Source organism: Ruegeria sp. HKCCA0370 (genome assembly GCF_013033705.1).
In the GTDB taxonomy this organism is placed as follows: Bacteria; Pseudomonadota; Alphaproteobacteria; order Rhodobacterales; family Rhodobacteraceae; genus Ruegeria.
This window is the reverse complement of record NZ_WQEP01000005.1, coordinates 210,552-228,188: the sequence shown is the minus strand read 5'-3', so window position 1 is coordinate 228,188 and position 17,637 is coordinate 210,552. Positions and strand designations below refer to the sequence as shown.

At 58.7% G+C, this 17,637-nt stretch carries 19 protein-coding genes; 11 read left to right on the top strand and 8 right to left on the bottom strand.

Features of this window, described 5'->3' with window-relative positions; genetic code table 11:
• Positions 1–20 precede the first annotated feature (20 nt).
• Positions 21–242 carry a glutathione S-transferase C-terminal domain-containing protein gene (locus tag GOW31_RS12975; protein WP_171170597.1) on the top strand — a complete coding sequence of 74 codons (222 nt, stop codon included), beginning with the start codon at positions 21–23 and terminating at the stop codon, positions 240–242.
• Here the strand turns inward: GOW31_RS12975 and GOW31_RS12970 are convergent, their stop codons facing one another.
• Complete coding sequence (locus GOW31_RS12970; RefSeq protein WP_253283775.1) at positions 243–638, bottom strand: hypothetical protein; 396 nt, start codon at positions 636–638, stop codon at positions 243–245.
• A 140-nt stretch (positions 639–778) separates the two neighbouring features.
• Between GOW31_RS12970 and GOW31_RS12965 the strand changes: the two genes are divergently transcribed.
• The 5 genes from GOW31_RS12965 (at position 779) to GOW31_RS12945 (ending at position 5,014) form a co-directional block, all read left to right on the top strand.
• Positions 779–1,417 carry a lysoplasmalogenase gene (locus GOW31_RS12965; protein ID WP_171170595.1) on the top strand — a complete coding sequence of 213 codons (639 nt, stop codon included), beginning with the start codon at positions 779–781 and terminating at the stop codon, positions 1,415–1,417.
• A 58-nt stretch (positions 1,418–1,475) separates the two neighbouring features.
• Positions 1,476–2,615, top strand: coding sequence for a signal recognition particle-docking protein FtsY (gene ftsY / locus GOW31_RS12960; RefSeq protein WP_171170592.1), 1,140 nt, complete (start codon positions 1,476–1,478; stop codon positions 2,613–2,615).
• Positions 2,616–2,705: 90 nt separating this feature from the next.
• On the top strand, positions 2,706–3,608 hold the full coding sequence (locus tag GOW31_RS12955) for an EamA family transporter (protein ID WP_171170590.1): 903 nt from the start codon (positions 2,706–2,708) through the stop codon (positions 3,606–3,608).
• A gap of 16 nt (positions 3,609–3,624) precedes the next feature.
• The gene (locus GOW31_RS12950) at positions 3,625–4,230 is read left to right on the top strand and encodes an inner membrane-spanning protein YciB (RefSeq protein WP_152457594.1); all 606 of its coding nucleotides are present in this window, start codon (positions 3,625–3,627) and stop codon (positions 4,228–4,230) included.
• Between the two features lie 115 nt (positions 4,231–4,345).
• Positions 4,346–5,014, top strand: a complete 669-nt coding sequence (locus GOW31_RS12945; protein ID WP_171170683.1) for a Crp/Fnr family transcriptional regulator — start codon at positions 4,346–4,348, stop codon at positions 5,012–5,014.
• A gap of 219 nt (positions 5,015–5,233) precedes the next feature.
• Here the strand turns inward: GOW31_RS12945 and GOW31_RS12940 are convergent, their stop codons facing one another.
• From GOW31_RS12940 to rpiA, 6 genes are all read right to left on the bottom strand, one after another.
• Positions 5,234–6,748, bottom strand: coding sequence for a Do family serine endopeptidase (locus GOW31_RS12940; protein WP_171170588.1), 1,515 nt, complete (start codon positions 6,746–6,748; stop codon positions 5,234–5,236).
• 110 nt (positions 6,749–6,858) lie between these two features.
• Positions 6,859–7,053 carry a DUF2065 domain-containing protein gene (locus GOW31_RS12935; protein ID WP_152457591.1) on the bottom strand — a complete coding sequence of 65 codons (195 nt, stop codon included), beginning with the start codon at positions 7,051–7,053 and terminating at the stop codon, positions 6,859–6,861.
• The gene (gene hflC, locus GOW31_RS12930; RefSeq protein ID WP_171119562.1) at positions 7,053–7,949 is read right to left on the bottom strand and encodes a protease modulator HflC; all 897 of its coding nucleotides are present in this window, start codon (positions 7,947–7,949) and stop codon (positions 7,053–7,055) included. Before hflC ends, GOW31_RS12935 begins: the two co-directional genes overlap by 1 nt.
• Positions 7,949–9,091, bottom strand: coding sequence for an FtsH protease activity modulator HflK (gene hflK, locus GOW31_RS12925; protein ID WP_171170586.1), 1,143 nt, complete (start codon positions 9,089–9,091; stop codon positions 7,949–7,951). Before hflK ends, hflC begins: the two co-directional genes overlap by 1 nt.
• A gap of 72 nt (positions 9,092–9,163) precedes the next feature.
• On the bottom strand, positions 9,164–10,522 hold the full coding sequence (gene gor, locus GOW31_RS12920; RefSeq protein WP_171170583.1) for a glutathione-disulfide reductase: 1,359 nt from the start codon (positions 10,520–10,522) through the stop codon (positions 9,164–9,166).
• 126 nt (positions 10,523–10,648) lie between these two features.
• A complete protein-coding gene (rpiA, locus tag GOW31_RS12915; protein ID WP_171170581.1) occupies positions 10,649–11,437 on the bottom strand; it encodes a ribose-5-phosphate isomerase RpiA in 789 nt (262 codons plus the stop codon).
• A 167-nt stretch (positions 11,438–11,604) separates the two neighbouring features.
• Between rpiA and GOW31_RS12910 the strand changes: the two genes are divergently transcribed.
• The 4 genes from GOW31_RS12910 to GOW31_RS12895 are packed head-to-tail and all read left to right on the top strand — an operon-like array spanning position 11,605 to position 15,081.
• Positions 11,605–12,306, top strand: coding sequence for a glutathione S-transferase family protein (locus GOW31_RS12910; protein ID WP_171170579.1), 702 nt, complete (start codon positions 11,605–11,607; stop codon positions 12,304–12,306).
• 1 nt (position 12,307) lies between these two features.
• The gene (locus tag GOW31_RS12905; RefSeq protein WP_171170577.1) at positions 12,308–13,681 is read left to right on the top strand and encodes an L-serine ammonia-lyase; all 1,374 of its coding nucleotides are present in this window, start codon (positions 12,308–12,310) and stop codon (positions 13,679–13,681) included.
• An 11-nt stretch (positions 13,682–13,692) separates the two neighbouring features.
• Positions 13,693–14,121: a GFA family protein gene (locus tag GOW31_RS12900; RefSeq protein ID WP_371813764.1), complete on the top strand. Its 429-nt coding sequence runs from the start codon at positions 13,693–13,695 to the stop codon at positions 14,119–14,121.
• Positions 14,122–14,166: 45 nt separating this feature from the next.
• Positions 14,167–15,081, top strand: coding sequence for a DMT family transporter (locus GOW31_RS12895; RefSeq protein WP_171119556.1), 915 nt, complete (start codon positions 14,167–14,169; stop codon positions 15,079–15,081).
• Here the strand turns inward: GOW31_RS12895 and GOW31_RS12890 are convergent.
• Positions 15,026–15,733 (bottom strand): thiamine diphosphokinase, encoded by a 708-nt coding sequence (locus tag GOW31_RS12890; protein ID WP_171170575.1) that lies wholly within the window; start codon positions 15,731–15,733, stop codon positions 15,026–15,028. The genes GOW31_RS12895 and GOW31_RS12890 overlap by 56 nt on opposite strands.
• Positions 15,734–15,940: 207 nt before the next feature.
• Here GOW31_RS12890 and GOW31_RS12885 point away from each other — a divergent pair, with 207 nt between their 5' ends.
• Entirely contained in the window at positions 15,941–17,557 is a 1,617-nt protein-coding gene (locus tag GOW31_RS12885; protein WP_254441714.1) for a hypothetical protein, read from the top strand.
• Positions 17,558–17,637 lie beyond the last annotated feature (80 nt).

Here is a 17,637-nt window from a genome sequence, read left to right as displayed (position 1 = left end):
CATGTTGACCATCTGGGGCCGTGACAATCGCCGATGCGCAACTTTCTGAAAACGCTTTCCTGTGCGGTTCCTGCCTGACTTTGGCCGATATCCAGTTGGGACACATACTCTATCGCTACTATGACATCGATGTTTCGCGCGCATCACTGCCCAGCTTGCGCCGCTATTATGAAGGGTTGACGGACAGAACAGCTTACCAAACCCATGTCATGATCAATTATGATGAGCTGCGCGCAAACTGATCAAACGCCAACGTCCGGCCCGTAACAAACCATTTCTTCCCCAAGATCCTCGGCCTCATACAGTTCGGTCGCTTGCGGATTGCCTTCGAACTGCGCAATCAAACCACCACCGGATTGAGTGAAAACCCAGCATTGCGGATCCAACCTGTCTTCGTAGACAAAGCAGATCTGCTCACCCTGCTGATACCAGATACCTTCCTTGCAATTCCCGTCGAGAAAAGACCAGATCACACGACGGTTCGGAAGATACCGCTCCACCCCGTAAATCTGACCTTCGAACCCGTAAAACAGAGTTTTGCCCTGCGTATACTTGTCGAACTCCGAGCCAGACAAAGGCGTTTGTGCCGCCACGGAATGTGCGGCAAAAGTCACGAGAATCATCAGGAACCTGAACATGTTTCCATTTTGTCAGAAGCGCTTCGGTCATGCCATTCGCCTGTTGGATCGGGGTCATCACAAGGTGCTTAACTCAACGTAAGCGGTTGATTTCACGCCACGCCCCAGATCAGATTATTCTGAACCGGCGAGGAGATGACATGACAACCCTACTGTTCTGGATCGCTTGTGGCTGCGCCCTTGGTTACCTGCCGCTGACCTCCCGGCCCGCCGGTTCTTTGCGCACTGTACTGAAAACCGCATCGGTCGCCCTATTGGCGGTCACGGCCATCATGAACGGTGGGCCTTGGCTCTTGGTTCTTGCGCTTGCTCTTTGTGCGACAGGCGACGCGCTGCTGTCGCGCGAAACAGATGCCACCTTCATGACGGGCATCGCCGCATTTGCCGCCGGGCATCTGGCCTATATCGCTCTGTTCCTGACATTGCCGATCAGTTCTGCCGGGCTGATCCTCAGCGCGCCTGCGATTGTATGGTCCTTGATCATTCTGGGCATCATCATGGCCACATTGCTTGCGCCCCGCGCCGGAGACCTGAAGGGGCCCGTTCTGGCCTATATCCCCATCATTCTTGGCATGGGGATCACGGTGCTGGCACTGCCGGATGCCGGTCCCCTTCGGTGGGCCTTTCCCGCCGCAATGGCCTTCATCGCGTCAGATCTGATCCTCGCAACCGAGAAGTTCCTGCTGCCGCCGCACCATCCGGCCCTCAAGGTGACGCCCTATCTTGTATGGCCCCTTTACTGGGGTGCTCAGCTTGGCTTTGTCCTTGCGTTTGCGTGACCCTTTGCAACTGCCGCAAATCCGCATTAGGTGAAGGGAACACCTGTGGAGACCAAGTATGGCGTTTTTCTCAAAGCTAAAGGACAAGCTGTTCAAATCTTCATCTCGTCTTGAAGAAGGGCTGGAAGCCATCGTCGAGGATGGCGGCGAGGAAACGGCGGCTCCGGATCCGGTGATCCCTCAGCCGCAGCCCGATCCGCAACCCGTTCCGGAAGTGCCCGAGCCTGCCCCGGCCCCGCAACCGGTTGAACCGCCAGCACCGATCCCGGCTGACCCCACGCCTGTCGCTCCACCGCCGGAAATACCGGAATCCAAGGGTATCCTGAACCGCCTGTTCAATCGAGGCGCCGTCACGGAAATGCGCCGCACCCTGGACGATGACATGCTGGAGCAGCTCGAAGAGCTGCTGATCGCCTCGGACATGGGCGTCGACACGGCCTTGCGTGTCACGTCGAACATGGCTGAGGGCCGCTTTGGCCGCAAACTGTCGACCACAGAGATCAAGCAACTTCTGGCACAAGAAATCGCCCGCGTGATGGAGCCTGTGGCCAAGCCTCTGCCGATCTATCCCAAACGACCACAAGTGGTGCTGGTCGTCGGCGTCAACGGCTCAGGCAAGACCACGACAATTGGAAAACTGGCCAGCCAGTTCAAAGAGGCCGGCAAAAAGGTCGTCATCGCCGCCGGCGATACCTTCCGCGCTGCGGCCGTGGAACAGTTGCAGGTCTGGGGCGATCGCGCCGGAGTTCCGGTGCTGACCGCCCCCGAAGGCTCGGACCCCGCCAGCCTCGCCTTTGACGCGCTGACCCGTGCACAGGCAGAGGGCGCCGATCTGCTGATGATAGATACGGCGGGTCGCCTGCAAAACCGCACCGACCTGATGGAGGAACTGGCCAAAATCGTCCGCGTCATCCGCAAGGTTGATGACACTGCTCCGCACAATACCTTGCTCGTACTCGACGCCACCACCGGACAGAACGCGCTGAGCCAGGTGGAAACGTTCCGCAATCTGGCGGACGTTTCCGGTCTGGTCATGACCAAGCTGGATGGCACGGCCAAGGGCGGTGTTCTTGTTGCCCTGGCAGACAAATTCGGGTTGCCCATCCACGCGATCGGCGTCGGCGAACAGATCGACGACCTTGCCCCTTTCGACCCCGAAGAATTCGCTGCCGCCCTCACCGGTCTCGACAAAGGCTGATCCCAGGCTTCATCTGGCCCCAAATATCCTCGGGGGGTGTGGGGGGCAGACAGCCCCCCACCCTCTCCGCTCCGCAAAAGGTCCGCGTATTTGAGCGACTGGCTGATCTCTCTCGAAGGCACCGAAGCCGGACACCAGCTGGCATTGGCGCTGGCTTTGATGGCGGCGTTCCTGCACGCGGTCTTCGGTGCATTGCAAAAAGGCAGGCATGACCCATGGCTGTCCCGCGGCGCGATCGACGCCTGCTATTGCCTCATGGCCGCCCCCTTCGCCTTTTTCGTGGTGCCCTGGCCCGAACCTCATATGTGGCCGATCTTCGCGCTCGTCTGGCTGATCCACATCGCCTACAAGACATTGCAAGCCATGGCATATACCAAAGGCTCTTACACCGTCGTCTATCCGGTGGTGCGCGGGACGGGCCCGCTGTTCACGGTCATCGGTGCCTATCTTCTGTTCGGCGAAACATTCTCGGCCGTTCAATGGCTGGGCGTGGCCACCTTGCTGGCGGGGATATTTGGGTTGGCTGCCTACAACTTCAGGTTCCTGGAAACCAACAGGGATACGCTGGGCATCGCGCTGACACTGGCGATCATCACTGGCCTGTTTGTGGCCCTGTACACCACCTATGACGCCTATGGCATTCGCGCCACCGCCGATCCGTTCACCTTTCTGGCCTGGTTCTTCATGATCGACGGCGCGGCCATGCCGATCTACGCATTTCTCAGGTGGCGCGCGATGGCGCACAGACCTGCGCCTGGTCCGCTGATGCTGCGCGGCCTCGCTGGCGGTATCATCGCCCCTTTGTCCTTCGGGGCGATCATGCTGGCCACCCGGCTGGACAAAGTCGGTGAAGCAGCCGTTCTGCGCGAAACCTCAACAGTCTTCGCTGCGCTGATCGGCTGGCTTGTGCTAAAGGAAACGGTTGGCCCAAGACGCATTGCCCTGATGGCATTGATTGCACTTGGCGCCGTAATAGTTGAGATGGGCGGATAAGCAGCAGGAAGTACAGATGACAGGCAAAAAAGACATCAACCCGTTTCTGAAACAGGTTCTGGAACTTGGCCCCCCGCTGGCCTTCTTCTTCATCTACCTGCGCCTGCGCGACGACAGTTTTCTGATCGGCGGCATCGAGTATTCCGGCTTCATTATCGCCACGATTATCTTTGTCCCCCTGATGCTGGGGGCAATGGGTATCCTGTGGTATCTGACCGGCAAACTCAGCCGGATGCAGATCTTCACGGCCATCATGGTGATTTTCTTCGGCGGTCTCACAGCCTGGTTCAACGACGAGCGGTTCTTCAAGATGAAAACCACACTTGTCTATGGTCTGTTTGCCCTGATCCTCGGCATCGGTCTGATGCAAAAGAAATCCTACCTGGCCTATGTTCTGGACGAAATGCTGCCGATGAAACACGAAGGCTGGATGATACTCACGCGCCGTCTGTGTGCTTGTTTCGCCGTTCTGGCCGCCGCAAACGAATTCGTCTGGCGCACCATGTCGACGGATCTGTGGGTCAAGATCGAGACCTTCGGCTTTCCCATCGCGCTGATGGCCTTCCTGATGCTTCAGTTCAGCATTCTGCAACGCTATATGGACGATCCCGAGCAGAAATAGCGGCCTTTACACCCGCCAGACCTGCCAAAACAAACAAAATTCTTGGCTTGAGCGCCCAGCTATGGGAAGTTGTGCCACCACCCACTCTCATACCCTGCCCAAGATCGGTGCATACATGACGGCCTTTCCCACCAGCGGCTTCCTTGCCGAAGCTTCCGACGGGCTCAGAGAAATGCTTTCGGCGCAGGCGACCGAAATATCTCTGTCCCAAGGTGAAATACTTTTTGAACAAGGTGACGAGGGCGACTCTCTCTATGCCATTTTGGAAGGCACGTTAGAGGTTTCCTTTCTGGCAATGAGCGGCCGCAAACTGACACTTACTTTGATGCGCCCCGGCGAAGTCTTCGGTGAAATCGCGTTGTTCGACAATGGTCCGCGTACTGCCACCATTGCGGCGGCAGAAAAGTCGCGTGTACTGCGCGTGCGCCGCAACGACGTTATGAACCAGATCAGACAACAGCCAGACCTTGCCGTGGATATGATCCGTCTGGCCGGTTTGCGGATGCGATGGATGGGATTGCAATTGAACGAGCAGGTCTTTCTGCCCATGCCTATTCGGCTGGCCCGCAAGCTGCTGCACCTGTCCAGTTTACAGGACGACCCGGCCGCGCGCATCACCCTGTCGCAGAGTGAACTGGCCGAATTTGTCGGTGCCACACGCGAGGCAGTATCCAAAACCATCTCGATCTGGAAACGCGACAACATGGTCGAAGCCTCTCGTGGCGGTTTGCTGATCCAGGATTTTGAAGCCCTGCGAGAATTGGCTGATTCAGATCTTATTTGATCCGGTGTGATCTGGTTCACAGACCATCAATTACGCTTTGACCTAACGTGAGTTTGTTACCGTAGGAGGTCAGAGAATCATCCCCGATATCTGTCCACTGACCTCTCCCTGTATCTGAGCCATACGCAATCACTGCGTATGGCTCATTTTTTTGGCGCATCAGTGATACCCGGTCTGGCCCGCAAAAAAAAGGCCGGGAGGTTTTCCCGGCCTGTTCAATCAGTTCTCGAGGCTCAGCGCCACAAAACGCGGATCGCCGCCCCTGCGCACCAACAGCAGCAGAGATTTGCGACCAGCTTCGCGCGATTCTTCCATGCGGGCTTCGAGATCTCCGATGGTTTCCACCTTTTGCTGGCCTGCTTCGGTGATCAGATCACCTGCCCGCATTCCCTTGGCATAGGCCTCAGATGCTTCATCGACATCCGTAATCACAAGGCCGTCTGCATCACCATCCAGACCCAAATCTGCACGCAGCGTATCGGTCAGGGGGGAAATCGTCAGGCCCAGAATATCCGCGTTCTCTTCAATCGGAGCTTCCTGCGGTTCCTCCTCGCCAGTGTCAGCGCGTTCCGCATCTTCCCGACGCCCTAGTGTCACAAGTACGGTCTGGGTTCCGCCGTCGCGGTGCACGACCACTCTGACCGACTTGCCAACTTCTGCTTCACCGACCTGACGCACCAGACCTCGGGTGTCTTCCACCTCGACGCCATCAAAGCTGAGGATCACGTCACCCGCCTTCAACCCAGCTTCCTTGGCGGGGCCGTCCGGTACATCGCTGATCAGCGCCCCGCCCGGCTTTTCCAGGCCCATGGCCTCGGCCATGTCCTCGGTTACGTCCTGAATACGGACGCCCAACCAACCGCGGCGGGTCTCGCCATATTTGCGCAGTTGATCCACGACTTTTACGACAACATTCGACGCCATCGAGAAACCGATGCCGATCGAACCGCCGTTGGGCGACAGGATTGCGGTGTTCACACCGATCACTTCGCCGTCCATGTTGAACAGCGGCCCGCCCGAGTTGCCACGGTTGATCGCCGCGTCCGTTTGAATGTAATCGTCATAGGTTCCGCTCAGCGCTCGGTTGCGGGCTGAAACGATCCCCGCCGATACCGAAAAGCCTTGCCCAAGCGGGTTGCCCATGGCGATAACCCAGTCACCCACACGCGCTATGTCGCTGTCGCCGAATTTCACGTATTTCAGTGGGCCCGAAGCCTCGACCTTGAGCAGCGCGATATCGGTTTTCTCATCCGTTCCGATAACCTTGGCCACCAGCTCTTTCTTGGGTTGGCCATCGCCGGGGAAGAATTCCACAAGTATCTCATCAGCTTCGGCGATCACATGGTTGTTTGTGACGATAAAGCCATCTTCCGAGATAACGAACCCAGATCCCAGCGCGTTGCTTCTGCGCGGCGCGTTGTCACCGTTGTCACCGTTGCGATCCTGAAACTCGCGAAAGAAATCCTCGAACGGAGAGCCTTCAGGAACAATACCTTGCGGTCCAGTCTGGCCTTCGATCAAAGTGCTGGTGGTAATGTTCACTACTGCCGGGCTGATTTCCTCGGCCAGCGGCGCCAGACTTTCACTTTTGGCCTGCGCTGCAACCGATTGCGCCAGCAACAGCAGTGAACCTGCAAAAGCCAGCCACATCAGCCGCATCCAAACACTCACTTCGTCCCACCGGACGGATACACTGCGCGCTTTCGCCTGCACTTGAGCTCTCCTTGTCGACATTCACGCCAAGACCGCTTGTTCTCGGCCTTTCTTACAAACCAATGTAGTCAGTTTGCCCCCACGAGCAACTCGGGATCGCAGTGAAATCACCAGCAAGTGAAACCACAGCGTCAAAATCCCAATTGTTGCGCGCCCCAAAGCAGGACCAAACCGCTGATCACGCATAGCAATCCGACCAGGCGCCGGGCTTGCTCTGGCATGTCCCGCAGGGCTTCAAGCATCCGCTCGATAAGCGAAGGGGCCAGCGCATAGGCCAGCCCCTCGACAATCAGTACCAGCCCGAAAGCCAGAAGGATCATACCCATTATTCAGACGCCGCAGCCGCCGGTGCTCGCCGTCCGTTTGGCGAAGCGAGGTAGTTGAAAAACTCGGAATCCGGGCTCAGGATCAATGAGCTATTACCACCTTGCAGCGCATTTTCATACGCGGTCAGCGAACGGTAGAACTCGAAGAACTCCGGGTCTGCACCATACGCTTCGGCAAAGATCGCGTTGCGTTCGGCGTCAGCTTCACCGCGGATGATTTCCGCTTCCCGACGGGCATCCGAGACCAGTTCGACCACGGTACGGTCTGCCTGCGCGCGAACACGTTGTGCAGCTTCGTTACCGCGGGCGCGCTCGTCGGTCGCTTCACGTTCACGTTCAGCCTTCATCCGGTCGAATGTTGCCTCGAGGTTCGCCTGCGGCAGGTCGGTCGCTTTCAGGCGCACGTCGATCACGTTGACGCCCAGCGCACGTGCCTCGGCAATTGCGCTGTTGCGGATGCGCAGCATCAGCGCGGCACGGTCTGAACTGAGGATGTCACGCGAGGACACCGAACCCAGTACTTCGCGGGTTTCAGCGCGCAGGATACGATCCAGACGGTCTTCGGCGACCGGAATACCACCCACACCAACGGCCTGACGGAACTGTTCCAGATCAGAAATCCGATAGCGGGCGAAGGCATCAACCACCAGTCGGCGATCATCCAGAGGCGTAACCTCCAACGGCTGAACGTCGATGGACAGGATCCGGTCGTCATAGCGGACAACTTCCTGAATCAGCGGGATCTTGAACGCCAGACCCGGCTCTTCCTTGACCGCAACAACGCGGCCAAATTGCAGAACCAACGCGCGCTCACGTTCATCCACGATGAAGATCGAGGACAGTACACCAACAATCGCGATGAAAACGATCGGCAGAATAAAGGTCGCTTTACGCATCAGTTGCTCTCCTGTCCGGAATTGCGGCGCAGTTCGTTCAGCGGCAGGTAAGGTACGACGCCCTGCCCCGATCCGGTCGAGTTTTCGTCCAGAATGATCTTGTCCACGTCACCCAGAACCTGCTCCATCCGCTCCAGGTACAGACGTTTGCGGGTCACATCAGGCGCTTTCGAATATTCTTCCAGAACCGCGCTGAAACGGCTCGCCTCACCCATGGCGCTGTTGATCTGCTGTGCGCGGTAGGCTTCGGCTTCTTCCAGTACCTGGGCAGCTTCACCGCGCGCCTCAGCCAAAACCCGATTGGCATAGGCGTCGGCGACGTTTTGCAGCCGGTCACGCTCCTGCGCGGCGGCCTGAACATCGCGGAAGGCGGCGATCACGTCCTGCGGCGGGTCGGCCTTGTCGAAGTTCACTCGGATGATGTTCACACCCGAATCGTAGCTGTCCATCGTCGTCTGGATCAGTTCCTGCAGGCGCTCGGCAATGATGCCGCGATCCCGGTTCAGGATTGGTGCCAGCTCGCTCTGCGCGATAATCTCGCGCATCGCCGATTCCGACACGGCGCGGATCGTCTGACGCGGATCACGCAAATTGAACAGGAACTTGGCCGGGTCGTTGATATTCCAGACGACCTGATAGTCGATATCGACCACGTTTTCGTCGCCGGTCAGCATGAGGCCATCGTCGCTGCCCCGGGCTCCGCCCATATCTTCGGTCTGTTCGCGGGTGACCGGAATCACCTCGGCAGTGACAAACGGCCATGGCGCGAAGTTCAGACCCGGATTGCCAACCGCAGAAAACTCACCCAGAAACAGCTCAACTGACTGTTCTTCCGGTTTTACAGTATAAAAGCTGGCCAGCCCCCACAAAACGGCAGCCGCCACCAGACCAATCGCAACTGTTCCTTTGGTAAAGGCCGGGCCTCCACCGCCCTGACCACCGCTGCCACCACGGCCACCGCCGCCGCGACCGCCCATCAGGACGCGCAGCTGCTCCTGGCCTTTTTTCATCAGCTCGTCGATCTCGGGAATCTGCGGGCCGTCGCCTTCGGGTGGGCGTCGCCCGTCCCCGTTGTTACCCCGATTTCCTCCACCTCCTGAAGAGCCTCCGCCCCCCCAGGGGCCACCGCTGTTGCCCGCCATATGTATCATTTCCTTCGTTTAGGCCCGTGTGATCACGGGCACACTTGTAACTTGTGTGCGCGCGCTTGCAAATCAAGCGGAGCGTACAGGTTGCCGCATTGTCACCAGTTCTTCCGCCATAACGGGATGTACTGCAACCGTGCGATCGAAATCTTCCTTTGTCGCGCCCATCTTTACGGCAATTCCGGCCAGCTGGATCATCTCTCCTGCTCCGGGGGCGACAATATGGCAGCCCAGAACCTTGCGGGTGGCCTGGCTGACGATCAGTTTCATCAGAACCCGTTGCGTGCCACCGGCAAACGCCTTCTGCATCGGTTTGAACGAAGTGGCATACACATCGATCGGTTCCTGGGCCGAGGCTTCTTCCTCGCTCAGGCCGACTGTGCCGAATTCCGGTTGCGTGAAAATGGCGGTTGGGATCAGCGCGTGATCCACAGGCGTGGGGTTGCCTTTGAAGACGGTTTCCACAAAGGCCATACCCTCGCGGATGGCCACGGGTGTCAGGTTGACCCGGTCGGTCACATCGCCAATGGCATAGATCGACGGAACGGCGGTCTGGCTGTATTCATCCACGACGATCTCGCCCTTGCGCCCACGTTCAACGCCCAGCTCTTCCAGCCCGAGGTTATCGGCATTCGGTGCCCGGCCCGTGGCGTACATGACCACGTCAAAACGATCCTCGGTGCCGTCCGTCGCCTTGACACGTATCTGGTCGCCATCTTTGGCCATTTCCAGCACATTGGTGCCCAGCCGTACGTCGATGCCGTTCTGGCGCATCTCTTCGCAGATCAGCCCACGCGCTTCTTCATCAAAGCCACGCAGGATCTGCGCACCGCGATAGAATTGCGTGGTCTTGACACCCAGACCGTTCATGATCCCGGCGAACTCGCTGGCGATATAACCGCCACCGACGATCAGGATGCTTTCGGGCAGCTTGTCCAGATGGAAAATCTCATTCGACGTGATCGCAAGATCCGACCCCGGGAAGTCCGGCACCACCGGTCGACCGCCTGTTGCAATCAAGATGTGTTTGGCGGTTTTCCGGGTGCCATCAGTCAGCTCGACCGTGTGCGCATCCACCAAGCGCGCGCGCTGATCAAAGCTTTCAACGCCGTTGTTTTTCAGGATGCTGCGATAAATCCCTTCCAACCGGTCCAGTTCGGCAACCAGTTTGCCGTGAAACATGTCCCAATCAAACGCGCCGGGCTGAACATCCCAACCATAAGCTTGCGCATCTTCGATCATGCCCGAGTATTCACTGGCAAAGACCATCAGTTTCTTTGGCACGCAGCCCCGGATCACACAGGTGCCGCCATAGCGATCTTCTTCAGCCAGCGCGACCTTTGCACCGGCTTCACCCGCCGCCACGCGTGCCGCCCGGACCCCGCCCGAGCCTCCGCCGATCACAAAAAGATCATAGTCAAAGCTCATGCCGGGTTCCTTCGTTCAACTTGCAAAAATCCTCTGGATATCTGGGCGCGAAAACCCCGGTGCCAACCCCCGGGCGTGGAATTTTCGATCTTTTGCCGACGCTTGTCCGATTGGCTTGCATAAAACTCAGTCCGTTTGGTCGGAAAACAGGTTTTCCCGGGATCCGCTCAGCAGCTGATCCAGTTCCAGGGTACCCGCGTTGATATCCCGCAATTCGACCCGCCCGTCGCCGTGGCCGATGATAACCTTGTCACAGATATCGATGAACAGGCCGTTTTCCACCACGCCGGGAACCTGGTTGAGGATCAGGGCCATCTGACGCGGATTGCCGATGCGTTGCAGGTGCAGGTCCAGAATGTGGTTGCCTTCATCCGTCACGAACGGGGCCGCGCCATTCATACGCAGCGCCGACGAGGTTCCAAGTACATCCATCGCGTCCAGCGCTTCTTCGATCAGTGTTCGCGTGGTTTGCCAGCCAAATGGAACAACCTCGACCGGCAAGGGGAAAGCACCCAGCGTTTCCACCTCTTTCCCGGCGTCTGCGATGACGATCATCTGGTCGCTGGCCGTGGCAACGATCTTTTCCTGCAAATGCGCGCCGCCGCCGCCCTTGATCAGGTTCAGGTCAGGGTCGAATTCATCCGCGCCGTCGATGGTCATGTCCAGCCACCCGGCCTGATCCAGAGAAATGACCTCGATCCCGACTTCGCGTGCCAGCTGCGCGGTGCGGGTGGAGGTGGGAACACCCTTGATCCGCAGACATTCGTCCTGCACCCGTTCGCCCAAACGACGGACCAGCCAGGCCGCAGTGGATCCCGTTCCAAGACCCACGCGCATGCCGTCCTCGACCATCTCGGCGGCACGACATGCGGCCACGTATTTTGCGGTGTCGATGGGCGACAGTTCTCCGGTCATGGCAGCTTTCCCAGTTTGGCCTGCCGGAGTTATAGGGAATGCGCCGCGCGACTGCGACCACATTTTGCGGTTCGGCAAGCGTAAATATGCCTGAAGACTACGCGTTTCCTATCGGAAACGTCGCAATCATGTCTTACGCCCTCATCCTTGTCATATAGATTGCCCGCATGTTGACCCGATACCGCCTGCACTACGCCCCTGACAACGCCTCGCTGGTGATCCGGCTGGTGCTGGAAGAAATGGGTGTGCCCTATGAAACTGTGCTGGTCGATCGCCGTCGCAACGAACAGGACAGCGCGGCGTACAGGGCATTGAACCCCAACGGGCTGATCCCGGTGCTTGAAACTCCGCAAGGGCCGATCTTTGAAACGGCGGCAATCCTGCTGTGGCTGTCCGAGCGCCACGGGCAACTGGCCCCGGCGGCAGACGCCCCCGAACGCGCCGAGTTTTTGAAATGGCTGTTCTTTGCGTCCAACACGCTGCACGCAGATCTGCGCATTCTGTTCTATGCCGAGAAATACATCACCCCGCCACAGGCTGATACCCTGCGTGCAGGCATCCGACCCCGTTTGAAGCAGCACCTGCAACTGCTGGACGCGCTGGCAAGACGCGCGCCAGCCTGGTTTTGCGCGGAATGCCCGTCGGTTTTGACCTATTATGTCGCCTGCATGATGCGTTGGATGGCCTTGTATCCGGCCGAGGCAGATCGCAGTTGGTATGCGCTGCCTGACACCCCGGCCATGCAAACCATCCTGGCACAGCTCGAGACACGCCCCGCCACTCACACGGCCATCGCGGCCGAGGGTCTGGGCCCCGCACCGTACACCTCTCCTATTTACGCCAACCCCTTAGAAGGCTCAGCTACCTGACATGTTCCTCTCTGTCTTCGATATGTTCAAAGTGGGCATCGGCCCGTCCTCCTCGCACACCATGGGCCCCATGGTGGCGGCGGCGCGCTTTCTGGATATGATGCGTGCTTCACCCTTTGAATTTGCGGGTCTGAAGGGCTCGCTGCATGGCTCGCTCGCCTTTACCGGCGTCGGCCATGCGACCGACCGGGCGACCATACTGGGCCTGGCCGGCTTTGTTCCGGACACCTATGACAACGACAAGGCCGAGGCCGCATTGGCGGATATCGCCAAGACGCACACGGTTACCCCCGACGGCCTGCCGACGCTTCAGTTCGATCCCAATACAGACCTGATTTTCGACTATGACACCAACCTGCCGGGACACGCCAACGGGATGATCCTGATGGCCACGGACGCGCAGGGGGACGTGATCCTGCGCCAGGTGTTCTATTCCATCGGTGGTGGTTTTGTCCTGACCGAAGAAGAACTGGCCGAAGGCAAGGCAACGGATGAGGGCGCACCGGTGCCGTTCCCGTTCAAGTCCGCGGCTGAAATGCTGGAGATGGCCAAATCCAGCGGCAAAACCATCGCCGAGATGAAGCGCGCCAATGAGATTGCGCGCGGCTGCGCCGACAGTTTCGCCAAAGGATGCGCCCGTCTGTGGGACGTCATGAATGCCTGTATCGAACGCGGTTTGACGACCGACGGCATTCTGCCCGGCGGGCTGAAAGTGCGACGCAGGGCAAAGGGTATCTATGACGCGCTGATGGCCGAACGCGGCATGAACCTGACCGCGCCGCACACGATCAACGACTGGATGAGTGTCTACGCCATGGCGGTCAACGAAGAAAACGCCGCCGGTGGGCAAGTCGTAACAGCACCGACCAACGGGGCGGCGGGCGTTCTTCCTGCGGTGCTGCGCTATTACCTGGACCACGTTCCTGGTGCCTCGGAGAGCCATATCGAAGATTTCCTTCTGACCGCGGCCGCGATTGGCGGGCTGGTCAAATACAATGCGTCCATCTCGGGGGCCGAAGCGGGGTGTCAGGCCGAGGTCGGCAGCGCATCAGCCATGGCCGCGGCGGGGCTCTGCGCCGTGATGGGCGGTACGCCCGAACAGGTTGAAAACGCCGCCGAGATCGCGTTGGAGCATCATTTGGGCATGACCTGCGATCCCGTCGCCGGGTTGGTTCAGGTGCCCTGTATCGAACGCAACGGGCTGGGGGCCATCAAGGCTGTGTCCGCTGCGTCTTTGTCCCTTCGCGGGGATGGCGAGCATTTCGTGCCGCTGGATGCGGTGATCGAAACGATGCGTCAGACCGGTCATGACATGCACGAAAAATACAAGGAAACCTCGCTTGGTGGATTGGCCGTGAACGTGCCAAACTGCTGAGATCGCAACAAATGGGGGTCGAAATGCGTGGACATTGCCTGTGCGGCAGCATCAAGTACGAAATCGACCCTCCTGCCCTGTCCTGCGTCACCTGTCATTGCGACAGCTGCCGACGCCAATGCGCCGCGCCGATGACAACCTATTTCGCGGTTCGTGACGGTCAGTGGCGCTGGATCGGAGAAGAGCCGAAACGCTTCAACTCTTCGCCCGGAGTCGAGCGCAGCTTTTGCCCGGATTGCGGCACGCCAATCTCGTTCCGCTCGGCCAAAATGTCGGATGTGCTGCATCTTTACGTCGCCACTTTGGAGACCCCCGAGGCAATGCAGCCCACATTGCACGTGTCTATTGAAGAAAGGCTGAGCTGGCTGCATCTGGATGACAACCTGCCCACCTGCACCGGGCCGGATTACACAAAGGTTCAACCCCTGCCCGACGCCTGACATTCGACCTTTCCACTGCGCCGCGAAGCAGATAGCGTCGCGCGCATGACTCAGGATCGTCCCGTCTTTGGCATCTTCTTGATGCTCGGTTTTTGCGTGCTTGCACCCTTGGGGGATGCGATGGCAAAGCTGTTGGGCGAAACGACACCGTTGGGTTTGCTGGTTGCAGCCCGGTTCGCGGTACAAGCGCTGATTCTCATCCCGCTGGTGATGATGACAGGCCGGCCCTGGCGGATGCACGGGCGTATCCTGCGCCTGACAGTCATCCGCACGCTGCTGCACATCATCGGCATAACCGCGATGTTCAGTGCGTTGCAGTTCCTGCCCCTGGCTGATGCCGTCGCCATTGCCTTTGTAATGCCGTTCATCATGTTGCTGCTGGGCAGATACGTTCTGGGCGAAGAGGTCGGCGCGCGGCGCCTCGTGGCCTGCATCGTCGGTTTCATCGGCACACTTCTGGTCATCCAGCCCAGCTTTGCCGAGGTAGGTTTACCTGCCCTGCTGCCGTTGATCGTTGCCGTGGTATTTGCCCTGTTCATGCTGGTCACGCGGCAAATCGCCAAGGAAACTGATCCGATTTCCTTGCAGGCGGTGTCTGGTGTCATGGCAACTGTGGGGCTGGTTCCTGTCCTTGTGATCGGAACACCGCTTGGTATCTGGAACCTGTCAGCCGCCTTGCCCGCCCCCGACATGTTTTGGCTGCTGATCGCGATAGGAGTTTTGGGAACTGTCGCACATCTGCTGATGACATGGTCGCTGCGCTATGCACCTTCGGCCACGCTGGCCCCGATGCAATATCTGGAAATCCCTGTGGCGACCCTGATTGGCTGGGCAATCTTCAGCGACCTGCCTGACGGGCTGGCGGCGGTTGGGATCATGATCACGGTCGCCGCCGGTTTGTACGTTATTCTTCGCGAACGGGCCACCGCTCGCTCTGCCCCGACAGAAACACCTGCATAAGCGGATCGAGTGCGGCGCGGGGAACCATCACCAACAGGCCGGGCCCATCCATCTGCAATTCAACATCCGACAGTGCGCGATTGGAGGTACCCACCCGGTCGTCCGGCTGCAACCGCAGGCCGTCGATGGGCCATTCCAGTCCGGTGCTGCGCCCCGTCACAGGGCGCATTGGAAACAGCGACACCACATCCCCTGGAGAAACCGGCAGCCGCATTTGGCGGGGTGCGTGAAACACCACCTCATGCGCGCCCAGCAGAATGCAGGCCTGTTCCTGACGTCTGACCAGCACGTTCAGAACGGCAAGCTGATGATCAAGCCGTCCGCCCAGAAAACCGGCCCCCAAAACCAGCGGAGCCTGCACATTGCGCAAGGCCTTGTCGAAATCGGTGCTGTCCTGTTCACGAATGGCGAAAAGCCGGTCAGACGGGATTTTGGCTTTCGTTGCTTTATCCAGCGAATCGAAATCCCCGATGACCGCATCCGGAATCCGGCCTGATTCTGTCAGGACTGCCGCTCCACCATCAGCTGCAACGACAGAAGTGACGCGGTTCAGCACCAAATTCAGGTCCTCGGAACCAACAAAACCACCCCCAAACAACCCGATTGGATCGGCAGAGCGTACAATTGGTTCATTTTTCCAAAGATTGGCCATTTTTCCCGGATTTGGACACATTAAGACCACAAAATGATAGGTTCATGCATAAAGTTCAGAGCCCTCGTGTGCTCCCGATTCCGGGTAAGTGGGCTCTCGTAGTTTGTAAAGGACGTGCGTCTGATGGTACAGAATAACAAGGTATTAACCGTTTCATATGGAACCTTCTCCTGCACTTTGGAAGGATTCGACGATTCCTTTGAAACGATGAAAGCCATTGCCGAATATTTCCGCGATCTTGCTGCAGATGATCGTTACTTCGGCTCAGAGCCTCCACAACCAGACGCCGAAATGCTGACCCGTATCGCACGCCGCGACGCATCGCAACGCGTCGAAGCCAGCCAAAACGAATCCGGGCTTCTGCTGCGTGCCGCTCCAAATACTGAAGCCCCGGCACCGGTCGCTTCTGACGCAACGGGCCCGCATGCGCAAAATGCAGATGCTATGACCACCCCCCCTCCCGGATATGCGCAAGCAAGCCAGGTACAGACCGCGTTCACGGACGCGGAGGCCGTCGACGCCACCACATCTCCGCCGGCCGACAGCATTGCCGCAAAGCTGCAACGCATCCGGGCCGTTGTTTCCCATTCGGACGTCCCCCCCACTGCCTATTCCGAAGACGAGGAATCTTCGCTGCTGGCCAACACCACCCCCCCGGTGGACGCCGTGGCCGCTGCGTTCGAAGCGGGTGCTCTCAATGCGGATGACTTTGCTGAACCTGCTCAGCCCGAGGCCGCAAAAATCGAGGATCTGCAAGCGCTTGACGCCGAAGACGTACAAGGCGACGCGCCGGCAGTATCTGAAAACCAGGCCTTCGAATCCGCCGAGCCGAACATCGAGAACGATTCCGAACAGCAGGTGCAGCTGACCCCCGACCACCTGCGGGATGAAGAAATCGAGGTCGCAACGGACGACGCGCAGCTTCCTGCTGAGCCCCTGTTCTCGGATCTGGAAGAGGATACCGACGAAGAAATCGACGAAGAAGATGTTCCAAACATCCTCAACGTCGAAGACGTGGCGATCGAATCCGAAGACGAACCAAGTGATGAGCCGCAAGACGATCAGGCGCAAGGAGTATTGTCGGAAGAGGACGAAATTCAGCTGCTGTCCGAGATTTCCGAAATCGAAAAAGACATGGCAGGTCGTTCAAGCCAAAAACTGACGGATGACGCCGATCCTGATCAGGATATCTCGCGACTGATGGCCAAAACCGGTGAACATATGGAGGATCCCTCCAGCAGCGACGCGCGAGAAACCTATTCGCACCTTCGCACCGCCGTTGCCGCGACCGAGGCCGACCGTGATGACCAACCGGCCCCGAAAACCTCGCCTGTTGATGAGTATCGCGTTGATCTTGCGTCAGCGGTCAGCCCGCGCCGCCCCGAAGTTAACGTGACCAGCATACGCCCGGAAGCAGACGCTCCGGCTCCGTTGAAGCTGGTTGCTGAGCAGCGCGTGGACGATCAAAGCGAATCCAATGGCCCCGTGATGCCGCGTCGCGTGACCACTCAGGTGGAAGAAACCGGGTCGGAAGAAGGCGGTTTTGCGCAATTCGCACAGGATCAGGGTGCACAGTCGCTCCAGGACCTGCTTGAAGCGGCCGCAGCCTACCTGTCTTTCATCGAAGGACAGCAACAATTCTCGCGCCCGCAACTTATGAACAAAGTCCGTTCTTTGAAGCAGGATGAGTTCAATCGCGAAGAAAGCCTGCGCTCCTTCGGACAGCTGCTGCGCGATGGAAAAATCGAAAAAGCCGGCGGCGGACGTTTTGCGGCCTCTGACCTGATCGGCTTCCGACCTGATGATGAGCGCGCAGTAGGCTGACTGCCGCGCCAATTGACAAAAAAGGGCCGGGTGAACCCCGGCCCTTTTGCTATGGCGCGCCCAGAGACAAACGCACGTTG